This is a genomic window from Hydrogenophaga sp. (genome assembly GCF_031426985.1).
In the GTDB taxonomy this organism is placed as follows: Bacteria; Pseudomonadota; Gammaproteobacteria; order Burkholderiales; family Burkholderiaceae_C; genus Hydrogenophaga.
Genome location: NZ_JASJOY010000107.1, coordinates 67,919 through 85,082 on the forward strand (window position 1 = coordinate 67,919; position 17,164 = coordinate 85,082).

General features: G+C 64.8%; 12 protein-coding genes. 10 read left to right on the top strand and 2 right to left on the bottom strand.

Annotated features, from left to right (window positions below; all coding sequences use genetic code 11):
- Window positions 1–8: 8 nt before the first annotated feature.
- Window positions 9–3,005: an excinuclease ABC subunit UvrA gene (gene uvrA, locus RMP09_RS14130; protein WP_310566644.1), complete on the bottom strand. Its 2,997-nt coding sequence runs from the start codon at window positions 3,003–3,005 to the stop codon at window positions 9–11.
- Between the two features lie 299 nt (window positions 3,006–3,304).
- Here uvrA and RMP09_RS14135 point away from each other — a divergent pair, with 299 nt between their 5' ends.
- From RMP09_RS14135 to RMP09_RS14145, 3 genes are all read left to right on the top strand, one after another.
- Window positions 3,305–3,985 (top strand): hypothetical protein, encoded by a 681-nt coding sequence (locus RMP09_RS14135; protein ID WP_310566618.1) that lies wholly within the window; start codon window positions 3,305–3,307, stop codon window positions 3,983–3,985.
- Window positions 3,982–5,316, top strand: coding sequence for a (Fe-S)-binding protein (locus RMP09_RS14140; RefSeq protein WP_310566619.1), 1,335 nt, complete (start codon window positions 3,982–3,984; stop codon window positions 5,314–5,316). Before RMP09_RS14135 ends, RMP09_RS14140 begins: the two co-directional genes overlap by 4 nt.
- 197 nt (window positions 5,317–5,513) lie before the next feature.
- Entirely contained in the window at window positions 5,514–6,710 is a 1,197-nt protein-coding gene (locus tag RMP09_RS14145; RefSeq protein ID WP_310566645.1) for an MFS transporter, read from the top strand.
- On the opposite strand, the gene RMP09_RS14150 is transcribed toward RMP09_RS14145, so the two are convergent.
- Window positions 6,696–8,090, bottom strand: coding sequence for a chloride channel protein (locus tag RMP09_RS14150; RefSeq protein WP_310566620.1), 1,395 nt, complete (start codon window positions 8,088–8,090; stop codon window positions 6,696–6,698). The genes RMP09_RS14145 and RMP09_RS14150 overlap by 15 nt on opposite strands.
- Window positions 8,091–8,241: 151 nt before the next feature.
- On the opposite strand from RMP09_RS14150, the gene ssb reads away from it, so the two are divergent.
- From ssb to RMP09_RS14185, 7 genes are all read left to right on the top strand, one after another.
- On the top strand, window positions 8,242–8,757 hold the full coding sequence (gene ssb / locus RMP09_RS14155) for a single-stranded DNA-binding protein (RefSeq protein ID WP_310566621.1): 516 nt from the start codon (window positions 8,242–8,244) through the stop codon (window positions 8,755–8,757).
- Between the two features lie 134 nt (window positions 8,758–8,891).
- On the top strand, window positions 8,892–10,148 hold the full coding sequence (locus tag RMP09_RS14160; protein WP_310566622.1) for a site-specific integrase: 1,257 nt from the start codon (window positions 8,892–8,894) through the stop codon (window positions 10,146–10,148).
- Complete coding sequence (locus tag RMP09_RS14165; protein ID WP_310566623.1) at window positions 10,123–11,664, top strand: site-specific integrase; 1,542 nt, start codon at window positions 10,123–10,125, stop codon at window positions 11,662–11,664. The genes RMP09_RS14160 and RMP09_RS14165 overlap by 26 nt, the downstream gene beginning before the upstream one ends.
- Entirely contained in the window at window positions 11,661–13,661 is a 2,001-nt protein-coding gene (locus RMP09_RS14170; protein ID WP_310566624.1) for an integrase, read from the top strand. The genes RMP09_RS14165 and RMP09_RS14170 overlap by 4 nt, the downstream gene beginning before the upstream one ends.
- Window positions 13,658–14,092: a hypothetical protein gene (locus RMP09_RS14175; RefSeq protein WP_310566625.1), complete on the top strand. Its 435-nt coding sequence runs from the start codon at window positions 13,658–13,660 to the stop codon at window positions 14,090–14,092. Before RMP09_RS14170 ends, RMP09_RS14175 begins: the two co-directional genes overlap by 4 nt.
- Window positions 14,092–14,529, top strand: a complete 438-nt coding sequence (locus RMP09_RS14180; RefSeq protein ID WP_310566626.1) for a VPA1267 family protein — start codon at window positions 14,092–14,094, stop codon at window positions 14,527–14,529. Before RMP09_RS14175 ends, RMP09_RS14180 begins: the two co-directional genes overlap by 1 nt.
- A complete protein-coding gene (locus RMP09_RS14185) occupies window positions 14,526–16,775 on the top strand; it encodes an AAA family ATPase (protein WP_310566627.1) in 2,250 nt (749 codons plus the stop codon). Before RMP09_RS14180 ends, RMP09_RS14185 begins: the two co-directional genes overlap by 4 nt.
- Window positions 16,776–17,164 lie beyond the last annotated feature (389 nt).

Here is a 17,164-nt window from a genome sequence, read left to right on the forward strand (position 1 = left end):
GCCGACGTTCAGCGCCGCAGCAACCGCGCCAGGTACCGCCCGGTGTGGCTGGCCTCGCAGGCGGCCACGGTTTCGGGCGTGCCCTGCGCCACCACCGTGCCGCCGCCCGAGCCGCCTTCGGGGCCCATGTCGATCAGCCAGTCGGCGGTTTTGATCACGTCGAGGTTGTGTTCAATGATGACGATGGTGTTGCCCGCGTCGCGCAACTGGTGCAGCACTTTCAGCAGCAACTCGATGTCGGCGAAGTGCAGGCCGGTGGTCGGTTCGTCCAGGATGTAGAGCGTGCGGCCGGTGTCGCGCTTGCTCAGCTCCTGCGCCAGCTTGACGCGCTGCGCCTCACCGCCCGAGAGCGTGGTCGCGCTCTGGCCCAGGCGCACATAACTCAGGCCCACGTCCAGCAGGGTCTGCAGCTTGCGGTGCAGCGTGGGCACGGCGCTGAAGAATTCGGCCGCTTTCTCCACCGTCATGTCCAGGATCTGCGCGATGTTGCGGCCCTTGTACTGGACTTCGAGCGTCTCGCGGTTGTAGCGCTGGCCGTGGCAGACCTCGCAGGGCACGTAGACGTCGGGCAGGAAGTGCATCTCGACCTTTACCACGCCGTCGCCCTGGCAGGCCTCGCAGCGGCCGCCGGCCACGTTGAAGCTGAAACGCCCCGGGCCGTAGCCGCGTTCGCGCGCGGTTGGCACTTCGGCCATCAGCTCGCGGATGCCGGTGAACAGGCCCGTGTAGGTGGCCGGGTTGCTGCGCGGGGTGCGGCCGATGGGGCTCTGGTCGACGTTGATGACCTTGTCGAAGTGTTCGATGCCTTCGATGGCCTCGTGTTCGGCCGGCTCGTCGTGCGAGCGGTAGAGCGTGCGCGCCACCGCTGCGTACAGCGTGTCGTTCACCAGGGTCGATTTGCCCGAGCCCGAGACGCCGGTCACGCAGGTCAGCAGGCCGACCGGGAAGGCCACGCTCACGCCTTTGAGGTTGTGGCCGGTGGCGTTGATCACGCGGATTTCCTGCAGCTCGCCCAGCGTGGCCTCATGCGCGGCCTGGCGTTCGGCGCGGCGCTCGGCGGCCGGGCTCATCGGAAAGCGCGACTTGACCGCCGAAGCCTTGGGGTCTGCCTTCACCTCGGGCTTGATGACGGGCAGCCAGGGCGTGCGCCGAGCCGGCACGGCGATCTGCTTGGCGCCGCTGAGGTACTGGCCGGTCAATGAGTTCGGGTCGGCCATCACCTGCGCGCAGGTGCCCTGCGCCATCACCCGGCCGCCGTGCACACCGGCACCGGGCCCGATGTCGATCACGTGGTCGGCGGTGCGGATCATGTCCTCGTCGTGTTCGACCACTAGCACGGTGTTGCCCAGGTCGCGCAGGTGCTGCAGCGTTCCGATCAGGCGGTCGTTGTCGCGCTGGTGCAGGCCGATGCTGGGTTCGTCGAGCACGTACATCACGCCGCTCAGGCCCGAGCCGATCTGGCTGGCCAGGCGGATGCGCTGCGCCTCGCCGCCGCTCAGGGTGTCGGCGCTGCGGTCCAGGCTCAGGTAGTTCAGGCCCACGTCGTTGAGGAACTTCAGGCGCTGGCGGATTTCGTTGACCACGCGCGCCGCGATGTCGGCCTTCGCGCCTTGCATTTCAAGCCGGCGGAAATAGTCCAGCGCCTCGCCCAGGGTGATGTGGCTGACCTTGTAGATCGGCTGGCGCTGCTCGCCATCGCCCACGAACACATGGCGCGCTTCCTTGCGCAGGCGGGTGCCCTGGCATTCGGGGCAGGGCTGGGTGCTGCGGTAACGCGCCAGTTCCTCGCGCACCGCGACCGAATCGGTCTCGCGGTAGCGGCGTTCGAAGTTGCGGATGATGCCTTCGAAGGGGTGTTTCTTCGCCACCTTCTTGCCCGCGCGCTCGCCCGATTCCAGCGCGTAGCTGAACTTGATGTCCTCGTCGCCCGAACCGTAGAGCAGCACCTGCTGCACGCGCTCGGGCAGGCTTTCCCACGGCGCCTCGGCATCGAAGCCGTAGTGCGCGGCGATGCTCTCGATCATCGCGAAGTAGTAGCCGTTGCGCCGGTCCCAGCCCTTGATGGCGCCGCTGGCCAGGCTCAGCGTGGGGAAGGCCACCACGCGCTCGGCGTCGAACACCTCGGTGTGGCCGATGCCGTCGCAGGCCGGGCAGGCGCCCAGCGGCGAGTTGAACGAGAACAGGCGCGGCTCCAGCTCGCCCACGGTGTGGGTGCAGACCGGGCAGGCGAACTTGGCGGAAAACGCCAGCTCGGCGCCCGTGTCCATGTCCACCGTCAGGGCGCGGCCTTCGGCCAGGCGCAGCGCGGCCTCGAAGCTCTCGGCCAGGCGTTGCCGTTGCGGGTTGGTGCCTTCCTCGTCGGCCGAACGCACCTTGATGCGGTCGATCACGACGTCGATGTTGTGCTTCTCGGTCTTCTTGAGCGCCGGCAGGGCCTCGGCCTCGACCACCTCGCCGTTCAGGCGGAAGCGCACATAACCCTGGGCCTGCATCTCGGCGAACAGCTCGGCGAACTCGCCCTTCTTTTCGCGCGCCACCGGCGCCAGGATCATCAGCCGGGTGCCTTCGGGCAGGGCCAGCACCGTGTCCACCATCTGCGCCACGCTCTGCGACGCCAGCGGCAGGTCGTGCTCGGGGCAGTAGGGCGTGCCGGCGCGGGCGTAGAGCAGGCGCAGGTAGTCGTGGATCTCGGTCACCGTGCCCACGGTGGAGCGCGGGTTGTGGCTGGTGGCCTTCTGCTCGATCGCGATGGCGGGCGACAGGCCTTCGATCAGGTCCACGTCGGGCTTGTCCATCAGCTGCAGGAACTGGCGCGCATAGGCGCTCAGGCTCTCCACATAGCGGCGCTGGCCCTCGGCGTACAGCGTGTCGAACGCCAGGCTGGACTTGCCCGAGCCCGACAGCCCGGTGATCACCACCAGCGCGTGCTTGGGGATGTCCAGGTCGATGTTCTTGAGGTTGTGCGTGCGCGCGCCACGCACCGACAGCGTGCCCGCCGTGCGCAGCGCGGCGGCGTGGGCGGCGCTGGTCGGCGTGGTTGGGGCATCCGGTGCGGCGGGGGGCTGCTGGGGCAGGTTCTGGTTCAAGGCGGCGCTGGCCAGCGGTGGGCTCTGGCGTCAAAAGGGCAACCCAGCATGATACGGCCGGACCGCCTCTGGTGTGAATGCGCCCGACCGCCGCGCCGCGCAGGGTGGCCAACACATGACCTGGATTCAACAACCGCCTCGCGGAGCGCGGCAGGCCTTGTGTTGTTCCATGGCTCGGGCGTACCGTGTGGTTTTCGCCGACCTGAGGAGGTTTCTCCATGGATTTTCTGGACTGGGTGCGCGGCCCGTTGCTGGCGCTGTCGTTGTTGGTCTTCACCGCCGGTGTCGCCTGGCGCGGTTGGGCGCTGTCGCGGCTGCCCCACGGGGCCGCGCCCGGCGCGCCCGAACGTCAGCCGTTCGGCACCGGTGCGGCCTTGCGCGCCGCGCTCACCCGCATGCTGCCCAAGGGCGGATTCCACCCCAGCGCCACGCTGGTGACTGTGAATCCCTATGTGTTCCACATCGGGATGGCGCTGGTGTTCTTCGGCTATGCGCCCCACATCGCTTTCGTGCGGCGGCTGACCGGTCTGTCGTGGCCCGCGTTGCCCGACTTCGTGATGTACCTGGCGGCGGGCGCCACCATCGTGTCCTTGTTGATCGCCTTGTTGTTCCGCCTGACCGATCCGGTGCTGAAACGGATCTCGACCGCCGACGACGGGATCACCTGGGTGCTCACCTTCCTGCCCTTTGTCACCGGCATGGCGGTGATCGGGGATCCTTCTGCCACCATCCTGGCGCGCGGCCACGTGATCTACCGCGATCCGCTGGCGATCCACCTGTTGTCGCTGGAGCTGTTGCTGCTGTGGTTTCCGTTCGGCAAGCTGATGCATGCCTTCCTGGCGCTGCCGGCGCGCATGCAGCTGGCCACCTTCTTTGGTCGTCGCGGGGTGCGCTCATGATCAACATGGACGTGTTCCACGGCTTCCTGGAAGCCATTCACCACCTGCCCGAAATGGCGCAGCCCGACGCGCTGAGTGACGCCGAAAGGCTGGACCGGGCCAAAGCGGTCATGCGGGCCAAGACCGACCGCGGCCTGGCGCTGGACCTGGAGGCCTGCGTGAACTGCGGCTACTGCTCCGAAGCCTGCCACTTCTACCAGAGCACCCAGGACCCGAAATACAGCCCCAGCCGCAAGCTGGACCTGCTGCGCCGGGTGCACGCGCGCGAGACCTCGGCCTTTGCGCCGCTCAAGCGCCTGTTCGTTGCCGACATCACGCTGGACGACTTGAAGGAATGGCAGGAACTGGTGTACGACTCGTGCACCGAGTGCGGGCGTTGCAGCATGGTCTGCCCCATGGGCATCAACACGGCGCGCGGCGTGAACGTGATGCGCGAAGCCCTGTTCGAGGCCGGGCTGGCCCCGCTGGAGCTGACGGCGGTGGCGCAGGAGCAGGCCGGGCGGGGCACGGTGTTCGGCGTCGGCCCCGACCAGCTGCGGCAGACGCTGGACCTGCTGCGTGCGCAGGGCATCGCCATCCCGCTGGACGAGCCGCAGGCCGACCTGATGGTGGTGACGACGGTGATCGACGTGCTGCTCTACCAGGACGCCCTGGCCGCCACGGCGCGCATCCTCAACCACCTGGGCATCCGCTGGACCCTGCGCAGCGCCGGCTTCGAGGCGGCGAACTTCGGCCTGCTGTCCGGCAGCGAAGCGCTGCAGAAGGCGGCGAGCCAGCGCCTGATTGACGAGGCGCTGGCCATCGGCGCCAAAACCGTGATCCTGCCCGAATGCGGCCACGCCTACCCGGCGTTGCGCTGGGACGCGCGGCTGCCCGACGGCCAGCCGCTGCCCTTCGAGGTGCTGGCGGTGTCCGAATTCGTCGGGCGCGAAATCACCGCCGGGCGGCTGCAGCTGCAAGCGCCCGAAGACCCGAGCCGCAAGATCACCTACCACGACGCCTGCAAGCTGGCCCGGCACGGCGGCGTGGTGGACGAACCGCGCGCAGCCCTGAAGGCCCTGGGCATGGACTTGCGAGAAACCACGCCCACGGCCGAACAGAACTGGTGCTGTGGCGGTGGCGCGGGCGCCTTCCTGATCAACCGCGCCGAAGGCCTGCGGCACAAGGCCTGGGGCATCAAGCGCGAGCAGATCGACGCCACCGGGGCCGACACGGTGGTGGTGTCCTGCGGCAGTTGCCGCCTGAACGTGATGGCCGGCGCCGAGGCCGACGCCTGGCCGACGAAGATCGAGAGCGTGGTCGAGATGGTGGCCCGGCAGCTGCCGGCCTGAGGCCCCTCCCGCGTCTTGCGCCCTGGGTCGGCGGCCCGGACGGGCCCCGCCCCACCGCCAGCGTGGGGTGGGCCTTTGGCGCACAATACCGGCCGTCCCCAACACCCCCCGGTATGGCGTCGGCGTGCTTTTCCATGGTGTCTTCTACCTCTGCTCCCCCTGTTTCCAGCGGTGCCCCCGCCCCCGATGCCAGCCGCATGACGGGCGACGAGCGCCGCGCCAGTGCTGCGCTGGCGCTGGTGTTTGCCCTGCGCATGCTGGGCCTGTTCATCGTGCTGCCGGTGTTCGCGCTCGAAGCGGCGCGCCTGCCCGGTGGCGACGACCCGGCCCGCGTCGGCTTCGCCATGGGCCTGTACGGCCTGACCCAGGCGTTTCTGCAGATCCCGTTCGGCATCGCGTCCGACCGCTTCGGCCGCAAGCCCACCATCGTGGCCGGCCTGCTGCTGTTCGCGACCGGCAGCGCCATCGCCGCCTGGGCGCCCGACCTGACCTGGCTGTCCATCGGCCGCGCCGTGCAGGGTGCTGGCGCCATTTCGGCCGCAGTCACGGCGTTTCTGGCCGACGTCACGCGCGACAGCGTGCGCACCAAGGCCATGGCCATGGTCGGCGCCAGCATCGCGCTGATGTTCGCGCTCTCGCTGGTGATCGCCCCGCTGCTGGCCGGCTGGGTCGGCCTGCCGGGCATCTTTCTCATGACCTGCACGCTGGCGCTGCTGGGCATCGCCGTGGTGCTGTGGGTCGCACCGCCCGAGCCGGTGGTGCACAAGCCGTCCGACATGCAGCAGGTGCGCGGGGGCCTGGCCGAGGTGCTGCGCCATCCCGGCCTGCTGCGCCTGAACCTGGGCGTGTTCGTGCTGCACGCGGTGCAACTCGCCATGTGGATGGCGCTGCCCGCCCTGCTGGTGACCGCCGGGCTGGCCAAGCCGGACCACTGGCAGGTCTACCTGCCGGCGGTGGCGGCGTCGCTGCTGGTCATGGGCGGGGTGCTGTTCCCCATGGAGCGCAAGGGCCGGCTGCGCGCCGCTTTCCTCATTTCCATCGGTCTCATCCTGGTGGTGCAGCTGGGCCTGTGGGCCGCGGCGGGCGCCCAGCCGGGCCTGTGGAGCCTGGGCGGCCTGCTGTTCGTGTTCTTCATCGGCTTCAACATGATGGAAGCCAGCCAGCCCAGTCTGGTGTCCAAACTGGCGCCGGCCCACGCGCGCGGCGCGGCGCTGGGGGTCTACAACACCCTGCAGTCGGTGGGCTTCTTCGTCGGGGGGGCGGTGGGCGGCTGGCTGGCGCGTGCGCACGGACCGCAAGGCCTGTTCGCGGCCTGCGCCGTGGCCACGCTGGTGTGGTTCGTGGTGGCCTGGCCGATGCAGGCGCCGGCGCCCGCCGTTTCAGCGCGGCGCTGAGCCCGACCTGGCGTCCAGCGGAGCGCTGCGGCTGTCCGCTGGCGCGTCGCCGAGCGGTGGTTCGCGCAACGACCGCATCATCAAAATCGACATGGTGCTGTAGAGCGGCCGGCTGATCATGCGCGCCACCAGGCTGGCCATCAGCGCACAGGCCATGAGGCTGAGCACCATGCTGTGGCCGTCGGTCATCTCCATCACGATGATCATGGCGGTGATGGGCGTCTGCGTCACCGCGGCCAGAAAGCCGCACATGCCCAGCGCGATCAGGGCCGGGCCGTGGGGCGATTCGAGCAGCCTGGCCACGTCGGCGCCCAGGCCGGCGCCGATGCTCAGGCTGGGACCGAACAGGCCGCCCGGCACGCCGGCCCAGGACGAGAGCCAGGACGCGATCAGCTTGAGCCCGGTGAACAGCAGCGGCGTGTGGTGCGCCTGGGCCGGGGTGTTGAGCAGGGCCTGGGTGTGCTGGTGGCCCACGCCCACCATCTGGCCGTCGGTGAGCACGGCGATCACCGCCACCACGAACCCGCAGACCGCCGCGAAGGCCACGGGCCGCTTGCGGCGGTAGGCGCAGAAGCGGTCGGGCAGGCCGGTGAAGGACGCCAGCATCAGGCGCGAGAGCAGGCCGCCCAGCAAACCGGCCGCCAGTGCCACCAGCAAGCCCGGCCCCATGAGGGCCCACCACGACACGCCATCGGCCCGCACCCGACCGAAATACGAGAGGTTGCCGAAGGCCGAGACGGCCACCAGGCCCGAGACCACGATGGCCGCCAGCATCAGACCGCTGCTGCGCTCCTGCAGGCGGCGCGAGAGTTCTTCGATGGCGAACACGATGCCTCCCAGCGGCGTGTTGAAGGCCGCGGCGATGCCCGCCGCGCCGCCGGCCACCAGCAGCTCGCGCGTGCTGATGTCGGTCCGCGGCGAGAGCCAGCGTTTGGCGTGCAGCATCACGCCCGCCGCCACCTGCACCGATGGCCCCTGGCGACCGATGGACAGACCGGCCAGCAGCCCGCCCGCCACCGCCGCGATCTTGGCCAGCGACAGCCGCAGCGAGACGAAGCGTGGGCGGGCCGCCATGGGGGTTTCCGGTGCCAGTGCCGTCAGCACCTGCGGCACGCCCGAGCCGGCCGCACCCGGCGCCCAGCGGCGCGTGGCCCAGACGATGAGGGCGGTCAGCGCCGGCGTCCACACCAGCGGTGCCCACCAGAGGGCGCCGCGCAGCGCCTGGTAGCCACCGAAGGCCGCATCGGCCAGCAGGGTGAAGCCCACCACAGCCAGGCCGGCGAGCACCGCGTAGGCGATGACGATGGCGCGGTCCAGCCATTGCCGCCCGTCGCCCATCTCGTCGCGCAGGTTCTGCAGAAAGTCCGGTTCGCCTCTCATCGCGGGACAGTGTAGGCGCGTGACGCGGGCCGGCTGTCAGCGGCCGGTGGCCTGTTGGGTCTGGCCGGCAGTTGCGGCACAATGGCTGACCCTCCGGCGCCCGGTTTCCCGGTCCCGCCCGGTCTCTCTCCCCTCAGGGCTCAGCACACTCATGGCATCCGTCAACAAAGTCATCCTCGTCGGCAACTGCGGCCGCGACCCCGAAATCCGTTACCTGCCCTCGGGCCAGGCCGTGGCCAACGTCAGCGTGGCCACCACGAGCCGCCGCAAGGACCGCAATTCCGGCGAATTCGTCGAAGAAACCCAGTGGCACCGCGTGACGTTCTTCGAACGCCTGGCCGAGATCGTCGGTGAGTATGTGAAGAAGGGCACCCCCATCTATGTGGAAGGCCGCCTGACCTACCGCAAGTACACCGACAAGGACGGCATCGAGAAAAACGCCACCGACATCGTCGCAAGCGAAATGCAGCTGCTCGGCGGTCGCCAGGGCATGGGCGGCCCCGGCGGCGACGAAGGTGGTGGTGGCGGTGGTGGCGGGAGCTACAGCCGCCCGGGCGCCGCGCCGCGCCCGGCGGCGCCTGCGGCCCGCCCGGTCCCGGCGCCCGCCCCCGTGGCGGCCCGCCCGGCCAGCGGTTTCGACGACATGGACGACGACATCCCGTTCTAATTCAGAAAAAGACGCTTTTTGTTGATTGAGAGGCCCGCTCTCCCTATGGGAAGCGGGCTTTTTTCACAACCCACACTTTTTTATACGCCCTTTGGGGTGGACAAGTTATCTGGAATTGGTGAAAACTGTGGGTAATGACCCACTTCATCGCCAAGCAAATCAAGCTTCAAAGCGGAGAACGCATCTCCGTGTTGTGCCGGCCTGGCGGGCTTCCGGTTCACGAGGCGACGCTCTTCCTTGATACCTTTCGGACCCGCGGTCTCGCAGCCAACACAATCCACTATGTCTGCGCAGCGCTTGCAATCGCTCACCGAGAACTGGATGCAGCGAAGGTCAATCTGCTTGAGAGGTTCCAACAGGCTCGATTCCTCACCAGGCCAGAACTCACTCGGCTCGGCGATGCCGTACGGTATCGGGCGCAAGACATCGACGACGAGCCCGTAGAGGCTGCGAACGTCATTTCCCTTCGCAGCGTCTATCCGAAGCGCCCTGCACCCGCAAGCGAGCGTGCACAGGTCGATTTGAAAACTCAGGCCAGCCGTCTCAGGTATATCGCGGACTACCTGGAATTCCTGTCCGACTACGTGAGGGCGACGCTTCCAAAAGCGCAGGCCAATGAACTTGGCGTAGAAGCAGACCGCAGGCTGAAGGCGTTCAGGGCTGAAATCCCGGCGGTATCCAATCGGGCGAAGGTTGGAGCCCGGGTAGGGTTGAGCGAAGAAGAGCAGACCCGGTTGATAGAAGCGGTCCATCCGGACTCACCGAGCAATCCCTGGAAGGCGGGCTTTGTGCGCAGGCGCAACTGGCTCATGGTCGTTGTGTTCCTCGCGACTGGTATGCGGCAAGGGGAACTGCTTGGCCTTCGAATTGGAGACCTGGGCGAGAAGGAGTCCAAGTTGGCGGTTCTTCGCAGGCCCGACAAAAAGGATGATGACCGCAGCCGGGAGCCCAACACCAAGACTCGCGACCGTGTGCTTGAGCTGGCCCCTTCAATCATTCGAGTGCTCTTGCAGCACATCAACGTAGACCGCTACGCCATTAAAGCCGCCAGGAAGTACCCGCAAATCTTTGTTGCAGACGATGGCATGCCGCTGTCGAGCTCGAGTGTCACCAAGATGTTCCAGGAGCTGCGCAAGGTCGTCCCTGACCTTCCTGTGGCGCTCACCAGTCACGTCATGCGGCACACCTGGAATGAGCGATTCTCGGAACAGGCCGACGCACTTGGCATGTCTCCCGAGGAAGAACAAAAGGCGCGTAATGAGCAGCAAGGGTGGGCAGACAACTCCCGGACGGCCGAGACCTATACACGTCGGCACACGGCCAAAAAAGGCAGGGAGCTGAGTTTGCGTATGCAGGAGAGGTTGGATGAAAAGCTCAAAAAGGGCGAGTAGCACATATGGATTGGTCCCGATTGAGCGGCCCATCGGGGTGGCTTACACAAGGGGCGGAACCGCGTTCAACCCGAGCGACGATATATGGCAATGGACTGAAGACGTCTTCAGGGTGTACCTCGACTTCACCAAGTTGAACCTACCCCCGCCATTGCTTGATTCGCTGCAGCGAACACTGTGCGTGGTGGCTCAAGGTAGCTCTCCCAGCTATCTCCAGAACCTGTTTGTAGCCTTCAAGCACTTTCTGGACCTCCGTGGCGAATCCTCTCAGCTATCGACCATCACGATTTTGGAGGTCTCAAACTACTCTGCGCGTTTGAGTCCTGCTGAAAAGTGGAGGCTCGGTACATTGAACGTAGTGCTACAGAAGTGGGCAGCCCTGGACCTGTTCGGGCTGGAGCCAGGGTGCTCGACCTACCTGCAGGACAAGCGCAAGCCTGGCAACGCCAAGGGGGAAGCCGTCCGTACGCGGAACCCCGTGTCCGGTCCATTCAGCGAAGGTGAATACACGGCCTTGTACAAGGCCGTGGACGCTGCCTATGGTGAGCACCGAACCCCAAAATGGGTTGTAGTGCTTACGCGCTTGCTCTTTGCTTGCGGCGGCCGAATATCGCAGTACGCGTCGCTGAAGATATTGGACTTCGCAGTCACCGACGGTGCTTTTGACTTGAACCTGCCTCAGGTCAAACAGCGAGAGAAGAGCTCACGAGAAGTCTTCAAGAGCCACAGTCTCAGCCCACAAACCGGAAGGTTGGTCCAGGAGTATGTCGAAGACCTCAAGTCGGACGGCTACGCTGAAGACGATGCGCTGTTTCCTGAGCGTGTTGTGATGCGGGTCGGCCCAAAAGTTGACCGGCGCGTCCAAAGTGACAACTTCTTTGGGCACTGCACCCGGCAGTCCCTCTCCCGAGAGTTCAGCAATCGAATGGAGGCCCTTGCCCCCACAACGGAGCGCTTGAACTACACAACCTTGCCCGTGACCCCGAAACGGTTCCGCTACACGTTTGGCACCCGAATGGTCGAGGAGGGCGCAAGCAAAGCGGTCCTGGCTGACCGCCTCGGACACACTGACCTCCAGAACGTGGACCACTACTACGAGGCCTCGCCAAAAATTGTCGAAAACATCGACCGGGCGATGGACCAATCTCTGGCTCCTCTCGCAGCAGCATTTAGAGGTCGGCTCATTGAGGGCGAAGCACAATCGACCCACAAAGGAGCCCCGGGTAGCCGCATCATCGACTTCAGGGTTGCGCCAAAGCCACTGGCCAGTTGTGCCGGGAAAGGGCAGGGCTGCTCATTCAACAAGCCGGTGGCCTGCTACACCTGTTTCAAGTTCGAGCCCTGGCTGGACGCCCCGCACGAAAAAGTCCTGGAGCGTCTGGAGCTCGAACGGGCTCGCCATGCGGGGGATGAACGCATCGCAAAGGTCAACGACGACGCCATCCTTGCGGTTCGGCAGGTCATTGCCGAGTGCGCGCAAGTTCGCGAACAACGTCGAGGAGGGGCCGCGCCATGAGCGGCCAAGTCCTTCACTTCACCCCGAACGCTGAGCTTGGGCCGCAAGCCAACCTTGCTGCTTTCATTGACCTTTGCCGTCAGTCCGAGGTTCTCGGCGCACGAGAACAGTTTGACGAGAACACATGGGATGTCGGGTACCAAAAAGGGCAGAACAAGGTTCTGAGGGTCATCTACAGCACGCATGAAGCTGCAGCGCAAGACAAGGCCGAGCCCGCCTTGCCTCAGCCATTCCTGGACTTCGCTAAGGCCGTGCTCGTCTATCTGCAGGACACACGACCGGTTGTATCCCAAGCTCCGCGCATCGCTGCACTTCGCTACCTTGAGGCTGCCCTGCGGGATATGAACAAAGGGAGGCGTCCAACCGCCGTGAGCCCAGAGGTGCTGGATAGAGCGATTGAGCTTGCCAAAACAAGTGTTTCTGCGGGGGTCGCCTATCGAACCGCTGGGCAGCTAGGGCTCATAGCCAAGTTCATGGCCGCGAAGGGGTTCATCGGGCTTCGGCAGCCCTGGCGGCCTCGCATGAAGAAGCCTCAGGAGTACGGTTCGCGCATTTCCAAGGAGGCGATTCAAGCCAGGCAAGAGAAGCTACCTTCTGCTGCGGCCCTGCGCGCTCTGGGCGGCATATTCCATGAGGCCTCGAATCCCGTGGATGTCCTGGTCTCAAGCTACACGGCGTTGATGTTGTGCGCGCCGGAACGAATCAACGAGGTCCTTCGGTTGAGGCGTAACTGTCTTGTGCCAGGTGAGCAACGGTTCGTCGGAAAAATCGGCATGCGCTGGGCCGGGTCCAAAGGGTTCGACGACACGACAAAGTGGTTTCCAACGCAGATGGGTCCGATAGCCAGAGATGCGGTTGAGCGCCTTCTGGCTGTGACAAACGAGGGGCACAAACTTGCGGCTTGGTATTCGGACAACCCGACCACCATGTACTACCACGCGGGAGTCGTCCACCTCCGGCATCGTGAAGTGCTGAGCCTGGCGGAGGTAGCACAGGTTCTGTGGGGAGATGCGGGAGGGCGGGTTGCTGCGAACGTGTGGGCAAGGTCCAAAGGACTTGAAGCCGTTCCGTTTGATAAACGTCGCATCGGGTACCTCAGGGCCGATGTGGAGCGGGCGGTACTCGACATGCTTCCGGCAACGTTCCCCTACGTGCCGGGCGACGAGGAGCTTCTGTGCAAGGACTCCCTCGCCGTCACTCGAACCAACGAGCTGCACGCTGAGCGCGCTACATATCTGTGCATGTTCGACTGCGTGGACCACGGCACTATCGACAACCGGTTGGGCGTGCCAGGCAAGGAGTCCATCTTCGACCGATTCACGTTCACAGAGGATGACGGCACCCGTATCGGTTTGAACAGCCACAGCTTGCGGCATTACCTCAACATGCTTGCTCAGATGGGGGGTCTGAGCAGCGCTGAGATTGCAATCTTCTCTGGGCGCAAGGACGTGCAGCAGAACCGGGCATACGACCACATGTCTTCGGCGGAGGTACAAGCGCCAATCAGCGCAGCGCTCAAGGCGGGGTTCACCACCGCCCTGGTCCCCGCAGGTTCCCGAACCATCACCACCCGCAGCGAGTTCAAAGGCGTTGGGGTGGTTGCAGCCCACACCACGGACTTCGGCTGGTGTATGCATAACTTCGCCGCAGAACCGTGTCAGATGTATCGTGACTGCATCAACTGCGAGGAGCAGGAGTGCATCAAGGGTGATGCCCAGAAGGAGGAGAACCTTCGACTCCTGAAGAGTGAAACAGAGTACCTCCTTGAGCAGGCGCGCCAAGCCCTGAGCGACGAAGAATACGGCGCGGATAACTGGGTCAAGCACCAGACCACAACACTGCAGAGAGCCTGCGCCTTGCTCGACGTGATGGCGGACCCCAAGGTGGTTCCTGGCGCCAGGATACGACTCGACCGGGTGGTCAATGCGCCACTGCTCACCAATCAGGCGCCTGCTCTTCCCATCAACACTCGCCGCGTGAGAAAGGCTCTGAAATGAAAAAGTCCCGCGCTCCCGCGTTGACCCTCGAACGCATTCAAACGGTCCTAGACACCCTTGATGGCTGGAAAGGGAAGCTCACCTGGGACTTGCTGATTGACTCGGTCTACGAGGCCACTGGCATCACCTACTCGCGATTCACCTTCGCCGAGTATCCCGCCATCACCAACGCCTTCAAGCTGCGAAAAGAGACGCTGCGGGATGAAGGGGGCAAGCCAGCCCGTCAGCCCAAGGATGAGCGGCTCAGGGCAGCCCTGGCGCAGGCCGAAAGATACAAGGCCAAGGCTATGCGCCTGGAGGAAGAGAACCGGGCTTTGCTCGACCAGTTCGTGACCTGGGCCCACAATGCCGAGCGCAAAGGGGTCACTCTGTTCATGCTCAATGCGCCTATCTCCAAACCCCAGAGAGATAAGAGCAAAGGGGTGGACTGATGGCCAGCGGTCAACAGCTCGCAGAGGAAAACGTCCTCCGATTCATGGCCTGGATGGCCTCCAAGACCGACACCGACTTCCGCAACATGGCGATGCGAGGAGTACTGTCTCGCACCGAAATCGCTACCGAATGCGGCTTCGCCAAATCAGCACTGTCGCAAAACCCGCGCATCCGTGAGGCGCTAAAGCGGCTCGAAGACGACCTTCGGGAGCGAGGTGTACTCCCCAGGCTCACTGCGGGAGAGGATGCAGAGACTGCTCCATTGCGCCCGCCGCCGGGGGCGTCTGCCCGTGCCGCAAGGGAGGCGGAGCGGCTCTCTCGCCTGGAGCAAGAGAACGCAAGCCTGAAAGCTGAGAACGGTGAGCTCAAGCGACTGCTTGAGCGCTATGCCGTTCTGCAGGAGGTGTTGGCTGAGACAGGAAGGCTTCCGCGGTGACCGAGCCCATAGAGGTCACCCTGCGGGTAACCGGCGTTCGGTCCCAGAACCCTATGGGATTCGGTGGAGCCATCTTCACAGGGGTCCCCATCGACGCCACTGGCTCGGTTCTGGACGCAGGCACTTACGTTGTTGTCCGGGCGACGCGCGAGGTGCTGGGGGCAACTCGTGTCGAACGCGGTCAGTGGTGGCGGGTTCGAGGCCCGGTCGCCCATCGAACTGCGGTGGTTGACGGCTTCACCCTCAACGAGCAGCAGCTCGAGGCGGACGCAGGGTACCTTGCGATGCCTTCCGGAGAGCACATCGTCACGTTCATCGCTGAGTGCCCAGCCTTTGAAGGCTTTGGTACGGTGAAGGCACGGCGCCTGTGGGAACGATACGGGGAAGCCCTGTATCAATTGTTGGAGGCCGGCGACCCGACCGCCTTCTCCGGGACGCTTACCCAGGAGGCCGCGCAGCGATTGGTGAACGCTTGGCAGGAGCACGGCCAGTCTCAGAACTTGCAGTGGCTACAAGCAGTGGGCCTCGATGTTCGAATGGGGAAGAAGGCGTTGCGGTTCTTCGGTGACGAGACAAGGGCGCGTATCGAGGAGGACCCCTATCGATTGCTCTCGTTCACTGGCAAGTGGGTGTTGGTGGACCAGCTTGCCAAGGACCACTTCGGCGTCATGCCCGACGACCCCAGGCGCCTGCGGGGGGCCATTGAGGAAGCTTGCTATCGGATGTTCGCTCTTGGGCACACAACGATGCTCACTGCCGACCTGACGGAAAAGGTCAGCCCTTTGCTCGGCCGCCCTCCGAGCGGAGTGCGTTGGCGGGACATGCTGTCAATTGCATTGTCGGAGGGTCTCAGCAATGGGAGCGTCATTCAGACGCAGCATGGGCTACAGCAGCTTGGCGCTTTGGTGATGGAAAGACAGGTTGCTCGCGCCATCCAGGAGCGCCTGGCAGGGCCTGAGCAACCCCTGCTACCCATGGACCAGGCAGGCAGTCTCATCGCGGCTGGGGAGACGCAGGACGGCATCGAACTGAATCCGGAGCAGAGGCAGGCCCTTCACATGGCCTCAGTCCACAGGTTCTGTTGCATCACTGGGGGTGCCGGCGTCGGGAAAACGACTGTTCTAAAAGCCCTGTACCGCCTGTACGACCATGTCGGCACGAAGGTACTCCAGGTTGCGCTTGCAGGTAGAGCAGCAAAAAGGATGCAAGAGGCCACTGGCCGGCCGGCCTTGACTATCGCGAGCTTCTTGAATGGGGTCGCCCCGGCGACCTTTGACGGCCCGACCGTACTCGTTGTTGACGAGGCCAGCATGGTGGACCTCGTATCTATGAGTCGCATCTGCCAAGTGCTTCCAGCCCATGTGCGGCTGGTACTTGTCGGCGACCCCTTCCAGCTGATGCCCGTCGGGCCCGGGCTGGTCTTTCACTGCGTTTTGCAGGTGCCTGGCGTTCCGGTGACAGAGCTCAAGACCGTCAAGCGATATGGCGGCGAAATCGCTGCGGTTGCCACAGCTGTAAGAGCGGGGCGCTGGCGCGATATGTCCTCCGACGAGACCGCCCCGATTGCGTTCATTCCGTGCGAAAGGCGTCTCATAGCCGAGTTGGTCGTCGAGCTCTATGCACTGGACACCAAGGGGACGCAGGTGCTTGCTCCGCTAAGAAACGGGCCAGCTGGGACAAAGACCCTCAACATGCTTTGCCAGGAGCGATTCACCAAGTCCCAGCCAGCCATCGCATTCTGGAGCGACGACTACGAGCAGCCTGCCCTATGCGGGCTCAACCTCGGCGACATGGTTTTGTGCACCAGAAACCTCTGGGACAAAGGACTGCAAAACGGGTCGCTGGGTCGTGTGGTTGAAGTAGTCCCCATGCCAAGCAGGGAAGCCGCCACTACCGATGACGCACTTGCGTGGGTCGAATGGGACGACGGCATTCGCCGCGCAGTCACTGTGGACATGCTCGACGACCTCGAACTCGGGTACAGCGTAACAGTGCACAAAGCGCAGGGGTCGCAATGGCGCAGGGTCATCATCCCTGTCACAGATTCGCGGCTCTTGGACCGAACCCTGCTCTACACAGCAATCACGCGCGCCCAGCTGCAAGTCATCTTGGTCGGAGACGTCGAGGCAGCTCGAAGGGCGGTACTTGCACCGCCAAAGGTGCACAGCAGGAAAGTTGCCCTCGACCTGCAATTGGCAGCTCTGCTACAGGCCGGTACGGCCCCGCGCTTGTCTCCGCTGCATTGACGACGGAAGCGACACTTGGCGCGCTCCAGCGACCTGCTGGACGGTTCTAGCGCTCCCCAGGGTTTGGTGGCAGCATAAAAAAGTTGCTACACGTCTTACCCACAAACAGGTCAAAGTTCCCCGTCAAAGACGGCTTCGGTCAGGGCAGCACCGAGTAGCCAACATTCTGATTGCTTGAATGTGAGCTCACTCACTCACAGCCAACCCCTTACCAACATGTTTTTGTCCGCATACCCGTTCTGAGTCGGCACCCTCCCTGACGCCACGTCTGTCCTCCCGGACGTGGCCTTTCCACCCGCCCGGCCTCACGGCCCGGCGGGTTTTCTTTTTTTGAGCCACCCGGGTGGCCGGTTCCGGGCTGCGTGGCACGGGGCCTTCGGCACAATGGC

Coding starts and splice junctions, on each gene's coding strand:
- ssb (WP_310566621.1), top strand. CDS start 8,242: ATGGCATCCGTCAACAAAGTCATCCTCGTCGGCAACTGCGGCCGCGAC.
- RMP09_RS14175 (WP_310566625.1), top strand. CDS start 13,658: ATGAAAAAGTCCCGCGCTCCCGCGTTGACCCTCGAACGCATTCAAACG.
- RMP09_RS14135 (WP_310566618.1), top strand. CDS start 3,305: ATGGATTTTCTGGACTGGGTGCGCGGCCCGTTGCTGGCGCTGTCGTTG.
- RMP09_RS14140 (WP_310566619.1), top strand. CDS start 3,982: ATGATCAACATGGACGTGTTCCACGGCTTCCTGGAAGCCATTCACCAC.
- RMP09_RS14180 (WP_310566626.1), top strand. CDS start 14,092: ATGGCCAGCGGTCAACAGCTCGCAGAGGAAAACGTCCTCCGATTCATG.
- RMP09_RS14145 (WP_310566645.1), top strand. CDS start 5,514: ATGACGGGCGACGAGCGCCGCGCCAGTGCTGCGCTGGCGCTGGTGTTT.
- RMP09_RS14150 (WP_310566620.1), bottom strand. CDS start 8,090: ATGAGAGGCGAACCGGACTTTCTGCAGAACCTGCGCGACGAGATGGGC.
- RMP09_RS14165 (WP_310566623.1), top strand. CDS start 10,123: ATGAAAAGCTCAAAAAGGGCGAGTAGCACATATGGATTGGTCCCGATT.
- RMP09_RS14160 (WP_310566622.1), top strand. CDS start 8,892: ATGACCCACTTCATCGCCAAGCAAATCAAGCTTCAAAGCGGAGAACGC.
- RMP09_RS14170 (WP_310566624.1), top strand. CDS start 11,661: ATGAGCGGCCAAGTCCTTCACTTCACCCCGAACGCTGAGCTTGGGCCG.